This is a genomic window from Alteromonas sp. ISO5 (genome assembly GCF_058105165.1).
The window spans coordinates 4,107,476-4,131,037 of the sequence record NZ_CM176572.1 but is presented as its reverse complement, the minus strand read 5'-3'; the positions used below and the strand labels follow the sequence as shown (position 1 = coordinate 4,131,037).

Annotated in this window: 17 protein-coding genes; 3 read left to right on the top strand and 14 right to left on the bottom strand. The window is 48.0% G+C overall.

Annotated elements, in window-relative coordinates:
• Nucleotides 1–119 precede the first annotated feature (119 nt).
• Nucleotides 120–881, top strand: coding sequence for a proteasome-type protease (locus tag AC2T0J_RS18490; protein ID WP_489807223.1), 762 nt, complete (start codon nucleotides 120–122; stop codon nucleotides 879–881).
• Here AC2T0J_RS18490 and AC2T0J_RS18485 read toward each other — a convergent pair.
• The 4 genes from AC2T0J_RS18485 to AC2T0J_RS18470 all read right to left on the bottom strand — a co-directional run bounded on the left by AC2T0J_RS18485 (nucleotide 853) and on the right by AC2T0J_RS18470 (nucleotide 5,129).
• Nucleotides 853–1,872, bottom strand: a complete 1,020-nt coding sequence (locus AC2T0J_RS18485; RefSeq protein WP_489810368.1) for a zinc-binding metallopeptidase family protein — start codon at nucleotides 1,870–1,872, stop codon at nucleotides 853–855. The two genes, AC2T0J_RS18490 and AC2T0J_RS18485, sit on opposite strands and share 29 nt — an antisense overlap.
• Nucleotides 1,873–2,027: 155 nt before the next feature.
• A complete protein-coding gene (locus AC2T0J_RS18480) occupies nucleotides 2,028–2,177 on the bottom strand; it encodes a DUF2256 domain-containing protein (RefSeq protein ID WP_489810367.1) in 150 nt (49 codons plus the stop codon).
• Nucleotides 2,170–3,702 (bottom strand): cryptochrome/photolyase family protein, encoded by a 1,533-nt coding sequence (locus AC2T0J_RS18475; protein WP_489807222.1) that lies wholly within the window; start codon nucleotides 3,700–3,702, stop codon nucleotides 2,170–2,172. The genes AC2T0J_RS18480 and AC2T0J_RS18475 overlap by 8 nt, the downstream gene beginning before the upstream one ends.
• Nucleotides 3,702–5,129 (bottom strand): cryptochrome/photolyase family protein, encoded by a 1,428-nt coding sequence (locus tag AC2T0J_RS18470; RefSeq protein ID WP_489807221.1) that lies wholly within the window; start codon nucleotides 5,127–5,129, stop codon nucleotides 3,702–3,704. Before AC2T0J_RS18470 ends, AC2T0J_RS18475 begins: the two co-directional genes overlap by 1 nt.
• Before the next feature lie 192 nt (nucleotides 5,130–5,321).
• Here AC2T0J_RS18470 and AC2T0J_RS18465 point away from each other — a divergent pair, with 192 nt between their 5' ends.
• Nucleotides 5,322–6,587: a DASH family cryptochrome gene (locus tag AC2T0J_RS18465; protein WP_489807220.1), complete on the top strand. Its 1,266-nt coding sequence runs from the start codon at nucleotides 5,322–5,324 to the stop codon at nucleotides 6,585–6,587.
• A 24-nt stretch (nucleotides 6,588–6,611) separates the two neighbouring features.
• Here AC2T0J_RS18465 and AC2T0J_RS18460 read toward each other — a convergent pair whose 3' ends face one another.
• Nucleotides 6,612–6,869 (bottom strand): hypothetical protein, encoded by a 258-nt coding sequence (locus tag AC2T0J_RS18460; RefSeq protein ID WP_489807219.1) that lies wholly within the window; start codon nucleotides 6,867–6,869, stop codon nucleotides 6,612–6,614.
• Between the two features lie 215 nt (nucleotides 6,870–7,084).
• Between AC2T0J_RS18460 and fabA the strand changes: the two genes are divergently transcribed.
• On the top strand, nucleotides 7,085–7,603 hold the full coding sequence (fabA, locus tag AC2T0J_RS18455) for a 3-hydroxyacyl-[acyl-carrier-protein] dehydratase FabA (RefSeq protein ID WP_489807218.1): 519 nt from the start codon (nucleotides 7,085–7,087) through the stop codon (nucleotides 7,601–7,603).
• An 89-nt stretch (nucleotides 7,604–7,692) separates the two neighbouring features.
• Here the strand turns inward: fabA and rmf are convergent, their stop codons facing one another.
• The 9 genes from rmf to AC2T0J_RS18410 all read right to left on the bottom strand — a co-directional run bounded on the left by rmf (nucleotide 7,693) and on the right by AC2T0J_RS18410 (nucleotide 23,557).
• Complete coding sequence (gene rmf / locus AC2T0J_RS18450; RefSeq protein WP_105936351.1) at nucleotides 7,693–7,869, bottom strand: ribosome modulation factor; 177 nt, start codon at nucleotides 7,867–7,869, stop codon at nucleotides 7,693–7,695.
• A 312-nt stretch (nucleotides 7,870–8,181) separates the two neighbouring features.
• Entirely contained in the window at nucleotides 8,182–8,964 is a 783-nt protein-coding gene (locus tag AC2T0J_RS18445) for a DUF817 domain-containing protein (RefSeq protein ID WP_489807217.1), read from the bottom strand.
• Nucleotides 8,965–9,052: 88 nt separating this feature from the next.
• Complete coding sequence (locus AC2T0J_RS18440) at nucleotides 9,053–10,789, bottom strand: DUF3466 family protein (RefSeq protein WP_489807216.1); 1,737 nt, start codon at nucleotides 10,787–10,789, stop codon at nucleotides 9,053–9,055.
• Between the two features lie 21 nt (nucleotides 10,790–10,810).
• A complete protein-coding gene (gene uup / locus AC2T0J_RS18435) occupies nucleotides 10,811–12,736 on the bottom strand; it encodes an ATP-binding cassette ATPase Uup (protein WP_489807215.1) in 1,926 nt (641 codons plus the stop codon).
• Nucleotides 12,733–12,966, bottom strand: coding sequence for a glutaredoxin family protein (locus AC2T0J_RS18430; protein ID WP_489807214.1), 234 nt, complete (start codon nucleotides 12,964–12,966; stop codon nucleotides 12,733–12,735). Before AC2T0J_RS18430 ends, uup begins: the two co-directional genes overlap by 4 nt.
• On the bottom strand, nucleotides 12,963–15,083 hold the full coding sequence (gene rlmKL, locus AC2T0J_RS18425) for a bifunctional 23S rRNA (guanine(2069)-N(7))-methyltransferase RlmK/23S rRNA (guanine(2445)-N(2))-methyltransferase RlmL (protein WP_489807213.1): 2,121 nt from the start codon (nucleotides 15,081–15,083) through the stop codon (nucleotides 12,963–12,965). The genes AC2T0J_RS18430 and rlmKL overlap by 4 nt, the downstream gene beginning before the upstream one ends.
• Nucleotides 15,083–16,090: a quinone-dependent dihydroorotate dehydrogenase gene (pyrD, locus tag AC2T0J_RS18420; protein WP_489810366.1), complete on the bottom strand. Its 1,008-nt coding sequence runs from the start codon at nucleotides 16,088–16,090 to the stop codon at nucleotides 15,083–15,085. The genes rlmKL and pyrD overlap by 1 nt, the downstream gene beginning before the upstream one ends.
• A gap of 130 nt (nucleotides 16,091–16,220) precedes the next feature.
• The gene (locus AC2T0J_RS18415; protein WP_489807212.1) at nucleotides 16,221–21,056 is read right to left on the bottom strand and encodes an NAD-glutamate dehydrogenase; all 4,836 of its coding nucleotides are present in this window, start codon (nucleotides 21,054–21,056) and stop codon (nucleotides 16,221–16,223) included.
• A 179-nt stretch (nucleotides 21,057–21,235) separates the two neighbouring features.
• A complete protein-coding gene (locus tag AC2T0J_RS18410) occupies nucleotides 21,236–23,557 on the bottom strand; it encodes an efflux RND transporter permease subunit (RefSeq protein ID WP_489807211.1) in 2,322 nt (773 codons plus the stop codon).
• Nucleotides 23,558–23,562 lie beyond the last annotated feature (5 nt).

The window sequence follows — 23,562 nt, the reverse complement described above, 5'->3', positions numbered from 1 at the left end:
CTTTTGACCGAAATTGCAATGAAAATAATAACAAATTGATGACAAAATGATCTGGAAAAATTGCCTGAATCCATCCATTCTATCTTTATTGTTTTGTTAGTGTTTTCAGAGAGTTTCCATTGACTTATTGTTTAGCCGTAAAAGTAAATCGCGGATTAGTTTTTGCTTCAGATTCCAGAACCAATGCCGGCGTCGACTACGTCGCAACGTACAGCAAGATGCGTCGTTATTGCTGGCCTGGTGAGCGGGTCTGTGTACTCATGACATCCGGCAGCCTGGCGACTTCTCAGGCAGTGATGAATGCAATCAATCGCGATCTCAATGACCCGGACGCTGACTTCAGTCTGCGTCATGGTAAACAGCTTTATGAAGTGGCGCAGTACATCGGTAAGCTCAGTCAGGAAGAGCAAACGCTTCACGAAAAAGCGATGGAAAAATCCAATGCCAGTGCGGAGTCTAATTTTATTCTCGGCGGGCAAATAGCCGGTCAGGCAGCAGAGATTTTTCACATTTATCCGCAGGGTAATTTTATTAGCGCGTCGGAAGATACGCCCTACCTGCAGATTGGTGAAACCAAATACGGCAAGCCGATTCTGGATCGCATCATAGCTAAGAGCACCACACTGGAAGATGCCGCTCGCTGCGCCATGGTGTCATTGGATTCCACTATACGCAGTAATATCTCGGTGGGGCCGCCCATTGAACTGGCGATGTATCAGGATGACTCCCTCGATGAGCCCTTTCACAATACTTACACCTTAAACAGCCCGATGTACAAATCTATGAAAAAGCAGTGGACTGACGGGCTGCACCGTGCATTTGAACAATTACCCCGGTTTGACTGGGAAAAGGTTAAAGCGGACGAACCAGCAAGTGAATAAAGTGGAGTTTTTCGCGGGTCTTGGTGTTGATTACAAATGGATAAGCATCGTCCAGTCCCATACTATTATTCAGTGAGTTAAGCAGGTTGGTAAGCTTGTCCCAGTCATCAATTAAAGTATCGAAACTCTCTTCATTGTAACTTGCAGTATAGGGATGATCGGCGTTTAGCGGGTTAGAGAGCAACCGGTTTTCTAAACTGGTTTCGTATTCGTTGGCCGTTTCCAGAGTATCCACCATATGCAGGTAATGCGCCCAGGTTTCGGCCCAGTCTTCCCATGGATGCATACTGGCATAGGCACTTATACAGCGCTGCTGCCAGTCAGCAGCAGGTCCGTTTGCATAGTAGTTTTCGAGACTTTGCTGATAGTCTTTTCGCTCGTCACCAAATAGCGCCCTGAAGGCCTCAATATACTGACTTCCTTTGATCAGGACATCCCAGTAATAATGACCCGACTCATGGCGAAAATGGCCAATCAGGGTACGATAGCGTTCGTTCATTAACTCGCGCATAGCGAGGCGCTTGGTTTCTTCGGCTTCTTTTAGATTGATGGTGATCACACCATTGCTGTGCCCGGTTAACACCGTATTCTGGACAGTGAGCTCCCGGTTGTATAGAGCCTGCGCGACTTCATCTTCGAGAAACCGAAAAGATAAACCGCGTGGGTTATGGCGTTTGCCGACAACCGGCAATTCAAGCTTATACAGGGTGTAAAGCAAATGACGTTTGGCCTGCTCCATACGAAACCAGAGCTTGATGTTGTCAGGTTTGGACAAATCGGGAATGGTGTCGGTGAGTTGGCAGGATGGACAAAGGTTCTGAACACTTTCAATCGGTACCAGCCAATTGCAAATATTTTGTTTTGCATAATTGCTGCACTGGCGGTAAGCCAACCCGTTATGGCCTGCTATCCAGTTACCGTCTGCATCAATGTCGCAGGAGGAAAGCACCTTGGCATCCGACAAAAAACCCACCGGGCGCTGGCAGCACAAACACTGGCTATTGGCGAAATATAAGGTGTTTCCACATTGACAAGTATATGTTTTCAAATCTTTTGCTTCTGTTCCGGTAAACTTCGATTAGCTTACTAGGGCTATAGTAGCAAAGGATATCACAGCAAAGTAATGTCAGTTTCATTACATGATGATTATTTTGCGATGGTGTGTCGTGAACGGGCACGACTGCACCGTTTAGAGCAGTACTTCACTTCCGGCCAGTATTTTTCCCATTTTTTACGCCACACGAACGGGCGCTGGCAAAATGGGCAGATTTTACTCGGTAAATCCGCTTTACGCATCATCAATGGCCGATAGCAACAGCTCTGCCTGTTCCTGCATGGCAACTATGGTGTCCTGAGACATCCGATCGAGGGTTTTGTAAATCAACCCCATACGGTGATTTTTACTCAGTTTATCACGGTGCTTAATCAGAAAGTCCCAGTACAAATAGTTAAACGGGCACGCATTTCTGCCCGTTTTTTTAGACACCGCATAGCCGCAATTTTTGCAGTAATCCGACATCCGATTAATATACTGACCGCTCGCCACATAAGGCTTACTGGCCAGATTACCACCATCAGCAAACAGGACCATGCCATTTACATTGGGCATTTCCACCCACTCAAAGGCATCGGCATATACCAGCAGGTACCATTCATTTACTGCTTCCACAGACAACCCGGCCAGCAAACTAAAATTACCAATCACCATTAAACGCTGGATGTGATGTGCGTAAGCGTGGCGTTTGGTATCACCTATGCACTGACGCATGCAATTCATATTGGTATGCCCGGTCCAGTAAAAGTCCGGCAACTTGCGCTGGTGGTTAAAATAATTCTCCTGCTGCAAGCCCGGCATACAGTACCAGTAAAAGCCGCGCACATATTCGCGCCATCCCAGGATCTGGCGGATGAAACCTTCCACTGCATTAAGTGGCGCATCGCCATCAAAATAGGCTTGTTCTGCTGCTTTTAGTACTTCCATGGGCAGCAACAGACCGCAATTGAGGTAAAACGACAAGTGGGAGTGAAACAGCCACACGTTACCTTCACGCATGGCATCCTGATAATCACCAAACTGGCTAAAGCGCTGGTCAATAAACTGTTCTAATACCTTCAACGCTTCGTTACGAGTCACTGCATAATTGAAATCTTTGGCATCCCCCATATGGTCGGCAAATTCGGCGTCTACGAGTTCAATGACTTCACTGGTGATAGCGTCCGGTGACACGGTATAAGGTTTGGGCGGCGACACAGCTGTCGGCAGCGCCTTGCGATTATCCTGATCGTAATTCCACTTGCCGCCAATGGGCTTATCCCCTTCCATCAGCAGCCCGGTTAGTTTACGCATTTCCCGGTAAAAATACTCCATGCGCCATTGTTTTCGCCCGTCGGCCCACTCACCGAATAGTTCAAGGGTGGCAATAAACCGATCGTCATCGCAAATCTCCACCGGGATACCTAACTGGTGTTGCCATTGTTGCATGCTCTTAAGAACGCGGTATTCACCAGGATACGTCACCATAACCTTATCGAAATTGTACTGTCTGCAGGCATATTTAACTTCATTGAGCAACGAACCCTGATTGTCCTTATCATCGTAACGCCGGTAAATGACATCGTAACCGTCCTCGCTTAACGCTTTGGCAAAGTGGCGCATAGCCGAAAACAACAATACAATTTTCTTCTTGTGGTGCTTCACGTACGTGGCTTCTTCGCGCACTTCGGCAAGCAGGATCTTATCCTGTGATGTATTGCTATCTTTCAGGCTGGATATCTCCCGGGAAAGCTGGTCGCCCAACACTAAACGCAATACCCCGGCCATCAGTCCTCCTTGGTATCCGCGTAAGCATCAAGCGCGCGTTGGCGTGATTGCTTGAGGTCGGCAATGGGCTTGGGATAGTTGCCTCCCAGTTCTACACCGGCTTTTTTCAGCACGTCTTTGGGGGCATCCCAGGGTTTATGCAGATATTTGTCCGGCATTTTAGCAAGCTCAGGGCAATAAGTTTTAACATAACTCCCCTGCTTATCGAATTTTTCGCCCTGTAATACCGGGTTAAATATGCGGAAATATGGCGCGGCGTCGGCACCAGAGCCAGCCACCCATTGCCAGCTGGCCGAGTTGCTGGCCCGGTCGGCATCGACCAGACAGTCCCAGAACCAGCGTTCGCCTTTGCGCCAGTCAATCAGCAGATTTTTCACTAAAAACGAGCCGACAATCATTCTTACCCGATTATGCATGTAGCCGGTTTGCCAGAGCTCGCGCATGCCGGCGTCGACAATGGGGATACCGGTTTTGCCTTTGGTCCAGGCGGTGTATTTATCGTCCTGATTGAGCCATTTAAACTTATCAAACTGACTATTAAAATTTTTTGCGGTAATGGTAGGAAAATGAAACAGCAAGTAGTAACTGAATTCACGCCAGCCCAGCTCGCTTAAAAAACAGTCCAGGTCGCTATTCCCTTGATCGTCAAAGGCATTTAGCAGTGCATACCACACCTGATTGGGCGATATTTCACCAAAATGCAGGTGTGGTGATAACCGTGAAGTGCCACGTACCGATGGTATGTTACGTTGATCCTGATAGCCATTTGCAGCGTGTTGAATAAATTCGCTGAGATTGTCTGCTGCGCCTTCTTCGCCGGGATTCCAGTACTTCGAAAACTCACTGTCCCAGTTTATCTCTGGCAACAGTCCGGCACCATCAATGCTGTGCCCCTCATTTGCCACATCAGCATAGGTAATACGTTCGGGCGCAGAGTACGGATAACGCGGCGCAGAAGCTTGCAAGCAGCCTTTACGATAGTAAGGTGTAAACACCCGGTACACGCCGCCGTCCTGCTTACGAATACTCATTGGCTCCCATAACAGGGAGCCGTTAAAACTGCTTACCAGGCAATCGCGGTCGCGCAGGGTTTGCTTAATCTCTTTATCCCTGCCAATCACAGCCGGCTCGTAGCAGCGATTCCAGAACACCGCCTGAGCGCTGAATCTATCCACTAATTCACAGAGGATCTCCTTTGGTTCACCGGTAAAGCATTGCAGGTGGCCATTAAGGCGCTTATTCAGTGAGACTAAGGAATGATGAAGCCACCAGTTCGAAGCTCCACCAGGCTGGTCAGCCTCATCGAGCTCTGTGTCGAAAATATACACTGGTACCACGGTGCCGTACTCAACCGCCCCGAGCAGGGCCGGGTTATCGATAACGCGTAAATCCTGCCGGAACCATACAATACATACGGGCTGAGTCACTTTGTTGTTCCTTTTTTAATCGTTGTTATGAATGTGCCCTGCTTTGTACGTAAAGCGCCTGAAAACGATCGCAATCGTGGTCATGGATTGACAGTTAAATTAGCCGGTAAAACAGGCGGGCTATTTATTTTAAATTTTCTCATCTATGCTTAAATCCATATCGATAAGGACATCGTAAAGACTGCTATGAATATGACTTCTTCTCAAACGGGCCTGTATTGGTTCAGACACGATTTACGCCTAGACGATCAGCCGGTATTAACAGAGCTGGCCTCGCGTTGCCAAAAGCTGTTGCTGGTGTATTGCATCGACGAAGATTGGTTTACCGCCAATCAGTTTGGCTATTGCGCCATGGGCCATCATCGTCAGCAATTTTTGTATGAATCACTTTATGCGCTGAATCAACAATTGGATAACTACCAGCAGACGCTATTGGTAGTTAGTGGCGAGCCAGTAGAGGAGATAGCTCAGCTGATAAAAGCATACCAAATCGATATACTCGGTGTTGCTGAATACCCAGGGCTCAACGAACGAGAGCAGCTTAAGCTACTTACGTCAAAGTATCCCGGGGTACATGTAATCAGCGGCAGTAACAACAGTTTGTTCCGCCCGGCAGACCTGCCGTTTGAAATAAACGCGATGCCGGATAAGTTCAGTCCGTTTCGGAATATAGTTGAAAAAGCCATTATACCCCACCCACCTACAGAGCCTGTCGCGCTGCTACCGCCGCCGCCGATTGCGCTGCAAACGGACTGGCCATCGCTGCCCTTACAGCGAGGTAAATCTTCATCTTTTAATGGTGGCGAGCATGCAGCGATAAAACAGCTGAAATACTATTTTTTCGACAAACACCTGATTAGCCAATACAAAGAAACGCGCAACGGCCTGGACGGTTGGGATTATTCGAGCAAATTTTCAGCCTGGCTGGCCAACGGTTGTATTTCTGCCCGCCGAATATATGCACAATTAAAGCGGTTTGAAGCACAGCACGGCGCAAACGATTCTACCTCCTGGCTCTACTTTGAATTGCTGTGGCGAGAATTTTTCTGGTGGCTGCAAATAAAACATGGCGCTCTGTGGTTTGCCCCGGGCGGCATCCAACAGCAGTCACTTACAATCATCCCGTCGTCATCTTTGTTGGTCGACTGGCAACAAGGCACCACTGATAATGCCCACATTAATGCCTGTATGCGTCAGCTGAATGCTACCGGCTATATGTCTAACCGAGCCAGACAATGGGCTGCCAGTTATCTGGTTAACGAACTCAGTGAACACTGGCGTTATGGGGCTGCCTACTTTGAACAACAACTCATTGACTACGACGTGGGAGCTAACTGGGGAAACTGGCAATACCTGGCTGGTGTAGGCAGCGATCCCCGGGGCCTGCGCCATTTCAACATTGAAAAACAAGCCCAGATATACGATCCCAACGGTAAATTTACCCATCTCTGGTCCTGATCCCGTAAGGCTGATACCTATACGTTAGCGGTTGTGATCCTTAAGCCACTCGTTTAACAGTTTTACCTGACCACAACGGTAAGCTGCGTACATTAGCCGAATTGAGTTTGACAGCACTTCGCTGTCATTCCAACCGGTCTTCTTTTGTATCTCTTCATAACAGCTTAATGCTTCGGGGGTCACATAGCCCCTGACCTGACGTTTACCGGCTTCACGTTGGCGTTCGCGGAAGCGTTTTTGCTTATCAGCATTAGCACGTGGATTTTTGTTAGATTCTGTCATGATACCCTGTGTTTAGTAGATAATTTTGTCGTGCAACAACGGCCGTTTAGTTCCCTGAATCAACGGTGGTCACTAAGGTTATGCACCACTTTGCGCATTTTAGCCTAAAATTAAAGTATATCCTTGCCGGATGGCAAAAAATATACTGTTCAGAGTTGTTTAGCGTACAAGTGTTCGCTAAATTACGCACGTTAAAAATAATCGATGGGAATACAATGACAACGAAACAATCCAGTTTTAATAAAGAAGACCTGTTAGCCTGTAGTCGCGGCGAAATGTTTGGACCGGGTAACAGCCAGCTTCCGGCCCCTAACATGCTTATGATGGACCGCGTCAGTCTGATCACTGATGAAGGCGGTGAGTTTGGTAAAGGCCAGATTATTGCTGAATTAGATATCACTCCCGATTTATGGTTTTTTGACTGCCACTTCCCTGGCGATCCGGTAATGCCAGGTTGTTTGGGTCTGGATGCTATGTGGCAACTGGTAGGTTTCTTCCTGGGCTGGAGCGGAGGTCCGGGCAAAGGTCGTGCATTAGGTGTTGGCGAAGTGAAGTTTACCGGCCAGATCCTGCCAACGGCTAAAAAGGTGACTTATAAAATTCAAATGAAGCGTGTGGTTAAGCGCCGTTTGTTTATGGGCCTTGCTGACGGCGTTGTAGAAGTTGACGGCCGTGAAATTTACGCAGCGAAAGACCTCAAAGTCGGTCTGTTCCAGGATACCAGCGCCTTTTAGGATAAGCCGGTATTTTTTGCGGATAGTTTATGTGTTATTGGTTTGGCCAGGAAAAAAGCCCCGTTTACGGGGCTTTGACTCAAGAGATGTTAACGAACCACCACACCTAACTGGCGGTCTTCCATGGCTTCTCTGTACCCGCCTAACCATTCAGAGCGAGTATCGCTCGTTTGAAAGGGACATATTTCCTTAGAGCGACCGCTGATTCCTGCCTGATAGCCTTTAGCGTGAGCGCGAGTCAGTTTATCTCTTTTTTGTCTTTTCATTGAATAGCCTCTTTTGTTGGGTTAACAGTGAACAGAATAGGCCAGCAACTCAATACATAATCAGTGGTAGTGTGGCTTTTTCTGAGCACTTATCTATTAGATAGTGCAAGGCATGTTTTGGTTCAATAGCGATTCGTTTTTTTTATGCTTGACAAACTATAACAGTCTGAAATACCTACTCATTTTATATTACAATTTTTTTTCATAATTGTTTCAGCATTTAAAAGTAATTGGTCTAAAAAGCATGGCAAGTTGGTACAGGTCAAATTGCAACCACTTCTTAACTTTAACTTTTCTTTATAAAGCAAATAGTTAGAGTTTAATTTTATGAATATTCGGGGTATTGATTAACGACACCAGCACAAAGCTCAGCAGCATGAGCAGATACCATGAACTTAGCTTAGCTAGCGGCACCATTTGCCATTGTTCATGCTGATTAGGGTATATCCAGATATTCGCAAATGTCGCAATATTTTCTGCAAACCAAATAAACACCGCTACCAGAAACCAGCCCAACAGCAATGGCATATAGCGATACGTTTTGATGATCCGGAAATAGATACGGGTGCGGAAAAACATCACCACGGTAATGGCTAACAACAACCAGCGAAAATCCTGGATAAAGTGATGCGAGAAGAAATTAATGTAGATCAGGCAAACTAAACTCACGGTCAGACTTTTTGGTGGATAATGGGTATATTCAAATTCAAATATCCGCCATACGCGGGCTATATAGCTCCCCACGGCACTATACATAAAGCCGGTAAACAAAGGTACATTGCCTATACCAAAAACATAGGCTTCTGGATACGTCCAGGAACTAATGGCATCTGAAGTCTTGAATAACTCCATTATCGTGGCCACCAGATGAAAAATAATGATGACCAGGGATTCCCGAAGCGTTTCCAGTTTAAATGTCAGCAGGAAAACCTGAAACACAATCGCGGCTATAAAGATAAAATCGTACCGGTGTAGACTATTCAGGGGATACCAGAGATTCGTAGCTATCATGATCCCAAGCAAAAACCCGCCGAAAACACAGGCATTAGCCTGCTTAAGCCCGAATATCCAAAGTTCCCCGATAAATTGTTTCATGCGTTGCTGGTATTATTTTTTTAGTCTGCGCAAAAAAACACCCGGCTAATGGCCGGGCGCTTTGAATTGTAAACGGATCAACCGGCGTCTATTTTTTAACGCGACGGCGGAACACTGCCAGCAACGATAACAAGGCAATGCCATACCAGCCTGCTGAGGCTCCCTGGCGCTCGTACGGTGGTTCTTCGACACTGTCGCACTGTTCAATGCTGCCGGTACTGTTCGGCGTAAGCTTAACAGCGACAACACGGTCTGTCTCAACAGTATCACCGGCATCGGTTAATACTTCATCACCAGTAATATAGCGCTGCGTTGCAATGTAACGGGCATTAGCGATAATTTCATCATTATCGTTAATATCCATAGCGCTTACCAGCGTGTAACGCTTGCGCTGTTCACAGGACAACAGGGTATTAAGATCAACAAACTCACCGACATTCATGTCGTACATAAAAGCACGTAACTGACGGTTAGTCTGCACATCTGACTCGTATTCCCCGTCACCTACAACAATGCCGTTATTGTTGATAGCACGTGGAGTGACCGCTGCGGTCTGGAAGAAACCCTGCGGATATTCCGCCTCACCGCTGTCGATGTTATAGATAAACATCTGGTTACGGGCCACACCGTTCTTTTCACGTAGCACAGAGCCTACAACCCAGTTATCGTCGTTGATGTCTACCGCTGAACTGCTGAGATTGTCTTCCCGGGGTAACAGCTCTGTGGTTTCACCGTTGGCAAAGGTAGCAGCAACAATATTGGGATAATAAGCCGCCCGGCCGCCAGGTAACGTGTAAATAATACGCTCACCGGTATGAGAAGTTCCCACAGCTATGCCATTATTGTTGATTGCACGGGCCGTACTGGTATAACTCGTGGAGTCTTCATCTTCTGCCGGCTCAAACACCATACCGTACTGGGTGGAAGACAATACGTTACCCTGAGCGTCCAGTTGCCAGGTTACCGCACGGCGGTAACTGCCAGCCGTGATACTTCTGGTCAGGTTGTAGATACACAGTTCAACCGGTGTTTCGCCTCGGGTTTCATCATCCAGACATTCATCGATATCGGTTTGATAGGCTTCGGTAAGCGAAACACTCCCCCAACCGGCTACTTGCAAGGATGCGTTAATGGCAAAGGCTTCACTGAAGCCATTAATCCCCGTATCAGTTGGCATAGTGGGTGGTAATGCCGTGGTTACACCATTGGCTTCAACGAAAGCCTGGGTCAGTGTATCGTTTACAATATAGGTAAATTCATCGCCGTCTTCGTTGGTGTAATCTACTTTGAAAAATGGCGTGCTGCCGGCGCCAACGAAGAAATCACCACTCACCGAGTCATTAACCTCGCTGTAAGCACTGCGGGTGTAATCCTGGTAGGTCTCATCAATGACGTCGAAACCGGGAATGACATCGGCGGTTACCGTATCACCATGGTAACTGCGATAAGTTGCTAACGACTGAATCGTAATATTTATACCGCTGCTACCACCGCGACCGTTGACGATATAAGCATACAACGCCTGATAGTCGGCATTGCTGAAAACGCCCTGCTGGACGGCTTCAGGATCTTCAAATCGACCGGTAAATGCTTCGTTTTCAAAGTCCAGAATAGACAGGTCGATAGGCGGGTTATATTCAGACTCACTCACCACCACCATGGTGCCCGTGTTATCGATGGACTGGGCAAAATTAAAAAATGATTTATCCTGAACCGGCGCCAGGGTTAAATCAAAGGTTGCTGCAGTCGCTAAAGGCGATACCGCAACGGCAGTGACTGCGGAGGTTGCAAGGATTACTGCAGATGCAAGCTGTTTTAGTTTCATTCAAAATCCTGTTTACTGCTGTCAATCTTCCAGCATACTTTCTAGTTCGTCCCAGCGCGCATAAGCCTGGGATAATTGTTCTTCACTCTCAGCTAGCGCATTGAGTACGGCGCTGGTCTGTTCACTGTCCTGTTTAAAAAATTCAGGATCATTCACCAACGACTGTTGTTCTTCGAGCTGTTTTTCCAATTTCTCAATAAGCGCGGGTAAGTTATCGAGTTCGCGTTGATCTTTATATGATAACTTTTTCGCCTTGCGCGGAGAAGCCTTTGCAGTCGGACTTACTTTTTCTGATTTAGTTTCATTTTTTACCGATTTAGCGGAAGAAGAAATATAAATGGACTTCCCCTGCCCGGCATACCAGCTTTCTATATCAGAATAACCGCCAACAAATTCTTCTACTTTGCCGTTTTCGGTAAACAGCAAACTGGAATTTACAACATTATCAACAAATTCGCGATCGTGGCTGACTAAAATTACCGTGCCTGTGTAATTAATCAACAATGTCTCGAGCATTTCGAGGGTTTCCACGTCCAAATCATTGGTCGGTTCGTCGAGAATAAGTACATTACTGGGTTTAAGCATTAACCGCGCTATCATCAGGCGGTTTTTCTCCCCACCGGATAAAGATTTCACCGGCGCATTAACTCGCTCAGGGGTAAAAAGATAGTCCTGCAGATAGCTTATAACATGTCGCGGATGGCCGTTTACCATTAAATCGCGCTTACCATCAGCCACTACATCAATCACCGATTTTTCCAGGTCCAGGCCCAGACGATGTTGGTCAAAATACGCCACTTCCAGATTGGCACCCTGTCGACTGCTGCCGGATACCGGCGTAAGCTCCCCTAACAACAACTTGATTAAGGTACTTTTACCACAACCATTAGGGCCGATAAGGGCAATTTTATCGCCTCGCAATACGGTTAAATCCAGATTGTTAACAATGGTTTTACCTTCAATGGCATAGCTTAAAGCCTGGGTTTCAAACACCAGCTTACCAGAACGGGCAGCAGTATGCTGTGCCATGGCAGCATTACCGGTCAGTTCGCGGCGGGCAGCGCGCTCTTCGCGGAGCTTTTTCAGTGCCCGCACGCGACCTTCATTGCGGGTACGCCGGGCTTTGATCCCCTGGCGGATCCATACTTCTTCCTGAGCCAGTTTTTTATCGAATTCAGCCTGTTGGCTGGCTTCCACTTCGAGGTCGTGGTCTTTTTTATCCAGGTACGCCTGATAATTGCCCGGATAGCTGGTGAGCTGCCCGCGGTCCAAATCCACAATGCGAGTAGCCATGGCGCGAATAAACGCCCGGTCGTGGCTGATGAACACGATAGCGCCCTGATACTGCTGCAAACTCTGCTCCAGCCAGCGGATCATTTGTACGTCCAGGTGGTTAGTCGGTTCGTCAAGTAACAGGATATCCGGCGAACGTACCAAGGATCGTGCCAGTGCCGCTTTACGTCGCCAGCCACCAGATAGTGATGCCAGCGATGCATTACCATCCAGTTGTAACATGGTCAGCGTCTGCTCAATTTTTTGCTCAAACTGCCAGGCATTCTGAATTTCGAGCTGCTCCTGTAGCGACTGTAACTTGTTGAGGTTTTGTTCACTGGGATCGTCAGTAACCAGCTGAATTTGCTTAAAGTAACCTTTAAGAATATCGCCAACTTCGGCCAGCCCTTCGGCCACGTAGTCAAATAAAGCGATATCAGTGGTTTGCGGCGGATCCTGCTCCAGACGGGCAATAATGGTATCCCGTTCCACAATGCGCTGGCCATCATCGGGAATAACGTCACCGCTGATCACTTTCATCAGGGTGGACTTACCACTACCGTTGCGGCCAACAATACACACCCGCTCACCCGGTTGAACCACCAGTTCAACACCGTCGAGTAGGGGCGGTGTGCCGAATAACACAGAAATATTTTTTAGTTGTAACACACTCACTTCAGAAACAGCTCCAGTTCATCGAGCGTAAACGGCCAGCCCAGTTCGGCGCCGCTATCGTCACGCTTTAATACCGGTATACGCACCGCATACAGATGATAATGTTCGGTATTGTCACGGATATTATGTTTGGTAATTTGCAGTTGCTCGTAAACGGATGACTGCCTTAGCAACGCATCCGCATCGTCACATAAACAGCAGTGTGGGCCGGTAAAAAACGCTATCTTCATGATAAGGTCAGTACATAACACTGGTGAATATTACTGTGGCGGGCAAAATCCTGCGGTATGGTTTGCGCCGAGATATTTTCAACCGCTAAACCCAGCTCTGCCATCGCTTCATTGTCGAGTTTAAAGCCGCGCTTGTTGTTGGAAAATACAATCGTACCGCCTGGACTAAGGCACCGGCGAACCTGAGTTAGCAACATAACATGATCTCGCTGCACGTCCCAGGTAGTATCCATTCGCTTGGAGTTAGAAAATGACGGTGGATCAACAAATATCAGATCGTATTTACCATTGTGACCGACTAACCACTGCAAACAATCAGATTGTACAAAGTGGTACGCCCCGTTGAGGTTATTCAGTTTAAAGTTGTCTTTCGCCCAGTTAATGTACGTGTTGGACATATCCACCGTAGTCACCGAGCGGGCGCCGCCGAGTGCTGCCGCCACCGACACACTGCCAGTGTAGGAAAACAAATTCAGCACGTCTTTGCCGTTGGCCATATGACGGACTCTCTGGCGGGTGATCCGGTGATCCAGAAACAGGCCTGTATCCAGATAGTCCGTGAGGTTTACATAGAATCTGGCGCCGTTTTCCCACACCACTTTCCGGTTACCGGTGGTATTCACTTTTTCGTACTGCTGTTTGCCTTTTTTCTGCTCACGTACTTTGAGCATGATTTGCCTGGCAGGTACTCCTGTGACCGCTGGCAAATACAGTAGCACTTCCTGTAGGCGACGGCGGGCTTTCTCTGCATCAATGGTTTTCGGTGGCGCATATTCCTGCACCACCAGGCAATCATCGTACACATCGATGGCCACGTTGTACTCTGGCAAATCGGCATCATAAATACGGTAGCAGTTGGTATCCTGCTGTTTGAGCCAGGGTTTAAGCTTTTTGAGGTTCTTTTTCAACCGGTTAGCAAAGTCGTTGTCATGACTATCACCGAACTGCTGGCAGTTATTGGCGTCGAGCTGGTAATTCACCAGTTTACACTCGAGTTTACCGTTCATCAGGCTATATTCTTTGTTACCGCGCAGCTTTAACAGCCGCAGTAATTCACGGTTACTGCTTAACAGCGACAGCCGCCAGCCCTGCCAGTGTTGTTTTAACTGCTCGCCCCACTGAGCGAACAAAGGAATAAGTTCGGTAAGCTCACCTAAGCGCTCGCCGTAAGGCGGGTTAGATACCAGATAACCCGGTTCGGTAATCGCCGCCGGCGGGGTAAATTTGGTCGCATCCGCCACGTTAAACTCGATGAGTTCAAATACCCCTGCCTCATTGGCATTTTGTTTGGCAATGGCGATTAACTTACGATCGATATCACTGGCGAACAGTTTAATGTCCGGCTGAATTTGCGCTGACTCGGCTTCTTCTATCAATGCCTGCCAGTCACCCTCACGATGACCCAGCCATTTGCTGAAGCCCCAGCGAGGACGGGCAAGGCCTGGAGCTTTATGGATCGCCATCAACGCGGCTTCGATTACCAGCGTACCGGAACCACACATGGGATCCAGTAACGGTTTGCTCATATCCGCAGTCCAGCCACTGCGCATCAGCATGGCTGCCGCCACATGTTCTTTTAAGGGTGCCAGACCGGCATCCTGACGATAGGCCCGCTGATGCAGGCTACCACCAGAGAGCTCAATACCAATAAGCACTTTATCACGGTGCAAACGGCCACTGATGACCATATCCGGAAAGTCGCGATCGACATTGGGCCGCGATGACTCTTCTTCATAGAAGTGATCGACAATCGCATCTTTAATTTTAAGTGCGCCAAACTGCGTATTATTAATGGCTTGACTACTGCCATTAAACTGCACCGAAAACGTGTTGTTGACGGCAAAATGCATCGACCAGTCGATGTCACGGGTACTGTCGTACAACGCCTCAGCCGTGCCTGCGTTACCTTCGTTTAAGATCCAAATCACCCGGTTGGCAAGACGCGACCATAAACACACTTTGTAAGCCGCCTGTAGGTTGCCTTTTACTCTGACTCCGCCACGGGCAATGGCCAGCTCGGCGTCAGGGCAAAGTTCGCTGATCTCCTGTTTAAGCAGTTCGTCGAGACCGCGACTGGTGGTAACTAAAAATCCGGGCTGAGAGTGTGAAACTGACATTAAAGGCCTTCAACCAGCTGTTTAACTAACGCTGGTCCCTGATAAATAAAAGAAGAATACACCTGAATAAGCTCGGCACCGGCGGCCATACGGGCTTTAGCACTGGCGACATCGTGGATACCGCCTACCCCAATAATGGGCATTTTACCGTTAAGTGCCGCGTGTAATTGTTCGGTGATCAACTGGCTTTGATTAATCAGTACTTCACCACTTAAGCCGCCAGCTTCATTAGCATACTCCAGACCCTTCACCGCTTCGCGATCCAGTGTTGTATTGGTGGCAATCACGCCGTCCATTTCTGACCTGATCAGCGATTCGGCAATGCCATTAACTTCGTCAAGGGTTAAATCCGGCGCTATTTTAATAAACAACGGTACATACTTTCCATGCTGCTGTGTCAGAGTGGCCTGAGCTTTCTTTAAGCCACCAAGCAGAGCTTCCAGCGCTTCACCGTACTGCAGATTTCGCAGTCCCGGCGTGTTTGGCGATGAGATATTAATGGTGACATAACTGGCGTGTTCATACACTTTATTGAGGCATTTAAGATAATCATCCAGCGCATTGGCTTCTTCGGTATCTTTGTTCTTGCCAATGTTAATGCCCAGCGCACCGTCGTAACGGCTGGCTTTAACCTGCTCAACCAGATAATCCACCCCCTTATTATTAAACCCCATACGATTAATGATGGCGTTCTTTTCCGGTAAACGGAACAATCGTGGTTTGGGATTACCTGGTTGTGGGCGAGGCGTTACGGTGCCCACTTCTATAAAGCCAAATCCCATGGCGGCAAACGCATCAATGCATTCCCCGTTTTTATCCAGACCTGCGGCAAGTCCCACCGGATTTCTGAAAGTCACCCCCGCAACGGTAACCGGTTTGTCCGGTGTATTCACCGAATACAAGGCTGACAGCGGCGTGCGCTGGGTACGGTGTAACCATTTAATACTGAAATCGTGGCTTTTTTCTGGTTCGCAGTTAAGCAAAACTTTTTGGATCAGACTGTACATGAAGTGTTCTAACGCCATAAATTAAAGCCCCGGCTGGTAATTATACCGGTCGGGGCTGTGAAGATATTGTATGCAACCTGCCACTGACTCAGGTCAGTGGCAGGCAGGTATCAACCCATGGTTGCGTAGTTTACTGGTTCGACTTCATGCTTAAAAGCATCAATTCACGCAGAGCAACAGAAAACTTCGCAAAATCGTGGCTCGAGCTGGTTTTAAACTCACTCATCATATGATACCAACGTTTTAGCAAGGCTTCATTATTTTGCATCCAGTTCTCCAAAATCGCATCCGCATCTTTCGATTTACCGTTGCCGGCCAGTAAGGTAGCGACAATCGAGCGCTGCTGCCAGTCGAGCTCTTCACGGTAGGATGCCCGCGCCAGCGCCTGCCAGTGGTTACCCACCGGTTGATTATTAATTTGCTCGAGGAACCAGTGCAGTTCGAGGGTTGAGCCTAACTGATAATAAAGTCGCCCCACCACATCAATGCTGTGAGCTCCCTGCTCTACCACCTGAGCTAAATCCAGGGCGCTGAACAAATTGCTGAACGCGGCTACCCTGGCAGCAATATCCTGAGGGACGCCTTTTTCTATCCACTGTTGAGTGCCTTTTTCGAGCTGGCTAATCTCCTGTTGGACCAGATAATTCGATAAGTTTTCGCTCAGGTCATTCACCGCCGGCTGATATTTTTCAATACATTGCTGAATATCATTGCAGTTGTCACCATGACGAATATACCAGCGGGTACCACGACGCATCAAACGACGAGCCGACTCCAGCATGGCCAGTTGTACCTTGGCATCCACTTTATTGTCGAGGCTTTCTATGTCTTGCCACAACTGGCCAATACAGAAGACCCCTTTAATAATACTGTAGGCATTAGTGATTTCTACAATATCCGCACCAGTTTCTTCCTGCATGCGGTACACAAAGTTCGCCCCCATGTCGTTGACCATATTATTGGTTAACTTGGTGGCAATAATCTCCGCGCGCAATGGGTGCTGTTGCATCTGCTCAGCAAAGCGTTCGCGCAGTACCGGCGGGAAGGCACTGATCAATAACTTACCGTGATACGGATTATCAGTGAGAGCCGGAATATTCAACTGGTCTTTCAGCACCATTTTACCGTATGCGGTAATGACACTCAGTTCTGGCCGGGTCAGACCGCGATTCTGTACCGCGCGGTCGGAGATTTCATCATCATTAGGAATGAATTCCAGCTCGCGATTCAGTGCACCATCCCTTTCAAGACCATGTATAAAGCGCAGTTGTTCCTTAAGGGAGGATACGCCGGTCATCTCAGTTACCGAGATAGTTTGGGTCTGACGGTAACAATCCTGTAGCACTATTTTAGCTACATCATCGGTCATTTCATACAACAGGTTATTTCTTTGCTTAACGGTCAGATCACCATTGCTCACTAATGCATTCAGCAGGATTTTGATATTGACTTCATTATCCGAGCAATCAACCCCACCAACGTTATCGATAAAATCGGTGTTCACCCGACCACCATTCGCTGCGAATTCCATCCGCCCCAGCTGGGTAGCTCCCAGGTTACCGCCTTCACCGATAATTTTGGCTTGAATGTCGCAACCATTCACCCGCAACGCGTCGTTGGCTCTGTCGCCCACATCACTGTGACTCTCTTTCTTGCTCTTCACATAAGTACCAATGCCACCATTCCAAATCAGGTCGACAGGCATTTTAAGGCAGTTGTGAATAAGCTCTGTGGGCGTCATTGAGTTCTGACGGGTGCCCAGCCAGGTTTTCATTTCCGGCGTTAAGGTGATGGACTTAGCTGCCCGGCTAAACACACCACCACCTTTAGAAATTAATGATTTATCATAATCGTCCCAGGTCAGGCTGGGGTTTTCAAATAACCGTTGACGCTCTTTATAGCTTTTCGCCGCATCCGGATCCGGGTCGAAGAAGATATGCAGGTGGTTAAAAGCCACAACCAGGCGGGTATGTTTTGACAACAGCATACCGTTACCAAATACGTCGCCTCCCATGTCACCTACGCCAACACAGGTAAAGTCCGTGGTCTGACAATCAATACCAATTTCACGGAAATGACGTTTAACCGACTCCCACGCCCCACGGGCGGTAATGCCCATTTTTTTGTGGTCATAGCCGATGCTACCGCCAGAGGCAAAAGCGTCGCCTAACCAGAAGTCATATTCTTCTGATATACCATTAGCAATATCCGAGAAGGTCGCCGTGCCTTTATCGGCTGCCACCACCAGATACGGATCGTCCTCGTCCAGGCGCACTACGTTTTCAGGTGGCTTGATAACGCCGTCAACAATGTTGTCAGTAATATCCAGTAAACTGCGGATAAACGTGCGATAACAGGCCTTTCCTTCCTCAAAAATCTCCTGACGACTAGCTCCGGCCGGTAGTTGCTTGCACACAAAACCGCCTTTGGCGCCAACCGGAACAATCACGGTATTTTTAACTTGCTGTGCTTTCACCAAGCCAAGGATCTCGGTCCGGAAATCTTCCTGGCGGTCAGACCAGCGTAAACCGCCACGGGCAACACGCCCACCACGCAAATGCACACCTTCGATTTTCGGGCTGTACACAAAGATTTCATACTTCGGCAGCGGTAGTGGCATTTCCGGGATGAGCTCAGGTAAAAGCTTGAACGACACGTATGGTTTATCGGAACCGTCTTCAGCTGGTTGGTAGAAGTTGGTCCGTAAGGTCGCGTTTATCATATCGAGGTATCGACGGATGATACGATCGTCATCCAGATTACTCACCTGATCCAGCGCGGCTGTGATTTTATCCTGCAGGGTTTGCTGGCGTTTTTTATTAGGTTTGCGGCCCGGGTTGAAGATCAGTTCAAAGTAACTGATCAGCATTTCGGCAATATGCGGATAGTTCGACAGCGTATTGGCAATATAATCACGACTGAAACTGCTGCCGGTCTGGCGCATATACTTAGCAAATGCCCGCAAAATGGTAACGTTACGACCAGTGAGCTCTGCACTCAGTACCAGACGGTTAAAGCCATCGTCTTCCAGATCGTTATACCAAACCTTGGCAAAGGCATCCTGGAACAACTGCTGAGCTTTGACCATGTCCAGATCGTTACCGCTTTTATGCAACATGGTAAAGTCCATGACCCACTTAAGCTTGCCATCCGCACACTGAATTTTATACGGGCTTTCATCGATAACCCGCAGACCAAAGTTTTCCAGAATCGGTAACACATCGGATAAATGAATAGGTTCAAACAGGTGGAACAACTTAAGCTTTACGACCTGACTGTCGGACTGCTCTTCCTGTGGACGGTAAAACAACATACTGAGGTTTTCTTCGGGCGTCAGTTGTTCCAGCTTTTCGATATCCACCAGTGCCGCACTGGGCAGATTATGCTCGGTATAGGATGGCGAAAAAGCATTGAGGTAGTCGCGCTCCAGCATTTTTGCTTTGGCTTCACCATAGGCCGAAGATAACGCAGACGACAGGCGGTCATTCCAGGTTTTGGTTAACTCAATAATATTCTGCTCGATATCCTTCACGTCTAATTCCGCATTGTTGTCTTCTACCCTTGCGATGTAGTGAGTCCGGGCATACACCGACTCTGAGAAAAAGGTGGTAAATTCCACTTCCCCACTGGCATTAAGCGAACGCTTTAATAATGCCTGGGTTTCTTTACGTAACTGGGTGTTATAGCGCTCCCTGGGCACATAAACCATACACGAGAAGAAGCGGCCAAAGGTGTCTTTGCGCACGAATAAGCGGGTAATGCCGCGTTCCTGCATCTGGAAAATACCACGAATGATCTCGGCCATTTCCTCTTCCGACGTTTGCAGCAACTCATCCCGTGGATACGTTTCCACAATGTTGTTAAACGCTTTAAAGGCATGGGTATCCGGATCAAACTCCGATAATTCGCAAATACGACGGATTTTATCTGACAGCAACGGAATATCCTTGGTGCTGCTGTTATAAAAGCTGGCTGAGTACAAGCCAAGGAACCGATGCTCGCCGGTCACCTGACCATTACTGTTAAATTCCTTGATGCCCACATAATCCATATAGGCAGGACGATGAACCCGCGAACGGCTGTTGGTTTTGGTCAGCAGTAACAGATGCTGACTTAATGCTTCTTCCCGCGCCGTTGCCGGTAGATGAGATAACAACCGGGGTTTATCACTAACGGAATTTTTCATCAGCCCCAGGCTACTGTCATTATCCGGCGTCCACCTATGGTCGCCCTCAATCGCGCTGACCGAATAATAGCGATACCCCATCAGTGTAAAATTATGATCACTCAGCCAATCCAGGAAACGCAGTACGGTGTCTTTGTGCGACTTATCAATCGGTAACTTCTTCGCTTTACTGACCTGACCGGTAATGGCTTTGAGTCGATCCAGCATAGGCTGCCAGTCTGCCACCGCGAGTGACACTTCATCGATGGTGGAATGTAATTCGTTGGTCAGCTGTTCCAGATCAGCTTTACTGGTCTGGCGGTCCACTTCGATGAACACAACGGTTTGGCGCAGATTGCTGGTTTTATTGGCATCCAGAAAACTGACAAGTTTATGGTTGTCATCACGCTCAATGTTCATAGGGCTGTGGATCAGCATGTGCGCCGTGATCCCCAGACGATTTAACGCCATACGAATAGAGTCGACTAAAAACGGAACATCACGAATAATGAGTTCAACGATGGTATGGCTCGATTTCCACCCATGCTTTTCTATTTGAGGATTAAACACGCGCACGTGCGGCGAGCTGGCATCGAAATTGGCAAATGCGTTCCACAAACTGAGTGTGGCACCGTATAAATCGCTGTCGTTACGATTTTCAAGGTCGTCCAGAGAGATATTTTTAAAAAAATGTCGTCCAAAGGTGTGAATATGTTCACGGCTTTTGGCATCTACTTTTTTGTCGATAAGTGAAAAAACATTCTCAAGCAAAACTGAATAGCGCTGAGAGTTAGCTGTCATGTGACCTACCTAATGATGAATTTTGTTAAGTATAGAATGTACAAGCATATTTTCTCGAAAATATGACAGAATTAAAAGCCCTGTTTTTACATAACATTTACATTTTGGGTAAGTATTCAGATTATGCAAATAAAAAGGAGCCTTAACGGCTCCTTTTTTGGTTACTTATGCGAAAAAATTTACTTTTCCGAACGATTAAACCACAGCAGTCTGGCCAGTGCTGGCAATACCACAATAGCACCCAGCATATTGACCAGGAACATAAAGGTGAGCAGAATGCCCATATCCACCTGGAACTTCAGCGATGAGAACACCCAGGTACTCACGCCTATGGCCAGGGTTATACCGGTGAACAGTACCGCACTACCCCGCTCTTTTAGTGCTTCAAGGTAGGCTTTCTCTACTGACATGCCCTGCTTAATCAGGCCATTCATGGTCGACAAAATATAAATGCCGTAGTCCACACCAATGCCCACACCCAGCGCAATCACCGGCAGCGTGTAGACTGTCAGGCCGATGTTCAGATAGGTCATCAGCGCCTGTGCTAACACTGAGACCACATACAACGGTAGCACCACGGAGATGGTGGCGCGCAGTGAACGGAAACTCAGCAAACACAAGATGATCACAGCACCAAACACATACATCATCATCGGCGTTTGCGCAGCCTGCACCGCTTCATTAGTGGCCGCCATTACGCCGACCGGCCCTGACGCCAGACTAAAGCGGGTATCTTCGGTCTGGTATTCCTGCCTGAAATCTTTCACTGCATCGACCACCCGGGTAATGGTTTGCGCTTTATGATCCTCCATAAACAGGATGATAGGCATTACCGAGCAGTTTCCGTTTAGTAAACCCGAAGACGTTGGCACCCGGGAAATTGCCTGCACCAGTGTTTGCTGGTTGCGCGGCAATACCTGCCATTTCGGGTTACCTTCGTTGTAGCCGGCATTCACTACCTTGGCTACCGACGCAAGAGATACTGCAGACTGCACGCCTTCCACATTGGTCATCTTCCACTGGAAATCGTCAATGGCGCGCATGGTTTCGTAGCTGGTACAGGCCTCCGGCGTAGTTTCCACCAGAACCGAAATATAATCCACTGTTACTTCAAAACGATCGGTGATCAGAGCGGTGTCCTGGTTGTAACGTGAGTCCTGATGCAATACCGCAGCCCCGGCCTGTATATCACCAATCTGCATTTGTTTAGACTGAACAAAGCCCAGTACAAACAAAATACCGGTGACCAGTACGATAGTAATGGCGGTGTTTTTGCGAGTACAAACATCCAGTACATGCCATAGACCTTCCGACTTGGACTCTTTACCGGCAAACCGATCCAGATAATGGTCCGGGAAGCGAATAAAGCTCATTAGCACCGGCAGTAAAATAAGGTTAGTCAGAATGATGACTGCCACACCCAGGCTGGCCGTGATCGCTAGCTCGCGAATAATGCCAATATCGATGACCAGTAAAGTTAGGAACCCTACCGTATCAGATAACAGCGCTATACCGCCGGGGATTAATAACGCACGGAACGCGGTCATCGCCGCCTGTTTGGCATTGTTACCTTTAACCACATTTTTCTCTACCGCATTAATCATCTGCACGCCATGACTCACGCCTATGGCAAACACCAGAAACGGCACCAGTATCGACATGGGATCCAGACCAAAACCCAGTGTGGTGAGTAAGCCCATTTGCCAGACCACCGCGATAACCGAACACATGATAGGTAACACAGTGAGCATGATATTGCGTGAGAAGAAATACACCATAAAGGCGGTTATCACAATAGCGATGGCAAAGAACAACACCACAAATTTAGCGCCGGTCGCCACATCACCAATCATTTTGGCGAAGCCGATAATGTGCACGCTGACCTGGTCATCTTCGTACTGACCACGAAGCTTAGTTTCCAGCTCATCGGCCAGCGCCAGCGTGTTGAGCGCTTCACCGGTTTCCGGATCTAACTCCAGAAGTTGCGCTGTTACCATCGCGCAGCGGTAGTTATTAGAGACCTGACGGCCAACAATCTTGGCTTTTTCAATATTGGCGGCAACGGTATCCAGCGCTCTGGGGTTAGAAGAATCGAAATCAGCCGGGATCACCGGACCGCCAGCAAAGCCCCCTTCAACAATTTCGGTAAACCGTGTTGAAGGTGAATACAGCGAGACCACCAGTGACCGGTTCACACCGTTAATGAAAAACAGTTCATCGTGCACATTTTTAAGCGTGTCAAAGAAGTACTGATTGAAAATGTCACTGTCTTTGTCGCACACCGCAACCAGGACGTTATTTGCCCCACCAAAATCCTTACGATGCTCCATGTAAGTTTGCATATATTCATGGTTTAGCGGGATGTTCTTTTCAAAACCGGCATCAAGCTTCATACGAGAAGCCTGGAATGCCAGCACCAGTGTGGCAAAGATGAAGAGGATGATAACCAGCGGTCTATTATTAAAAACCAGACGCTCTGAAAGTTGACTAAAAGAAGACATAACTA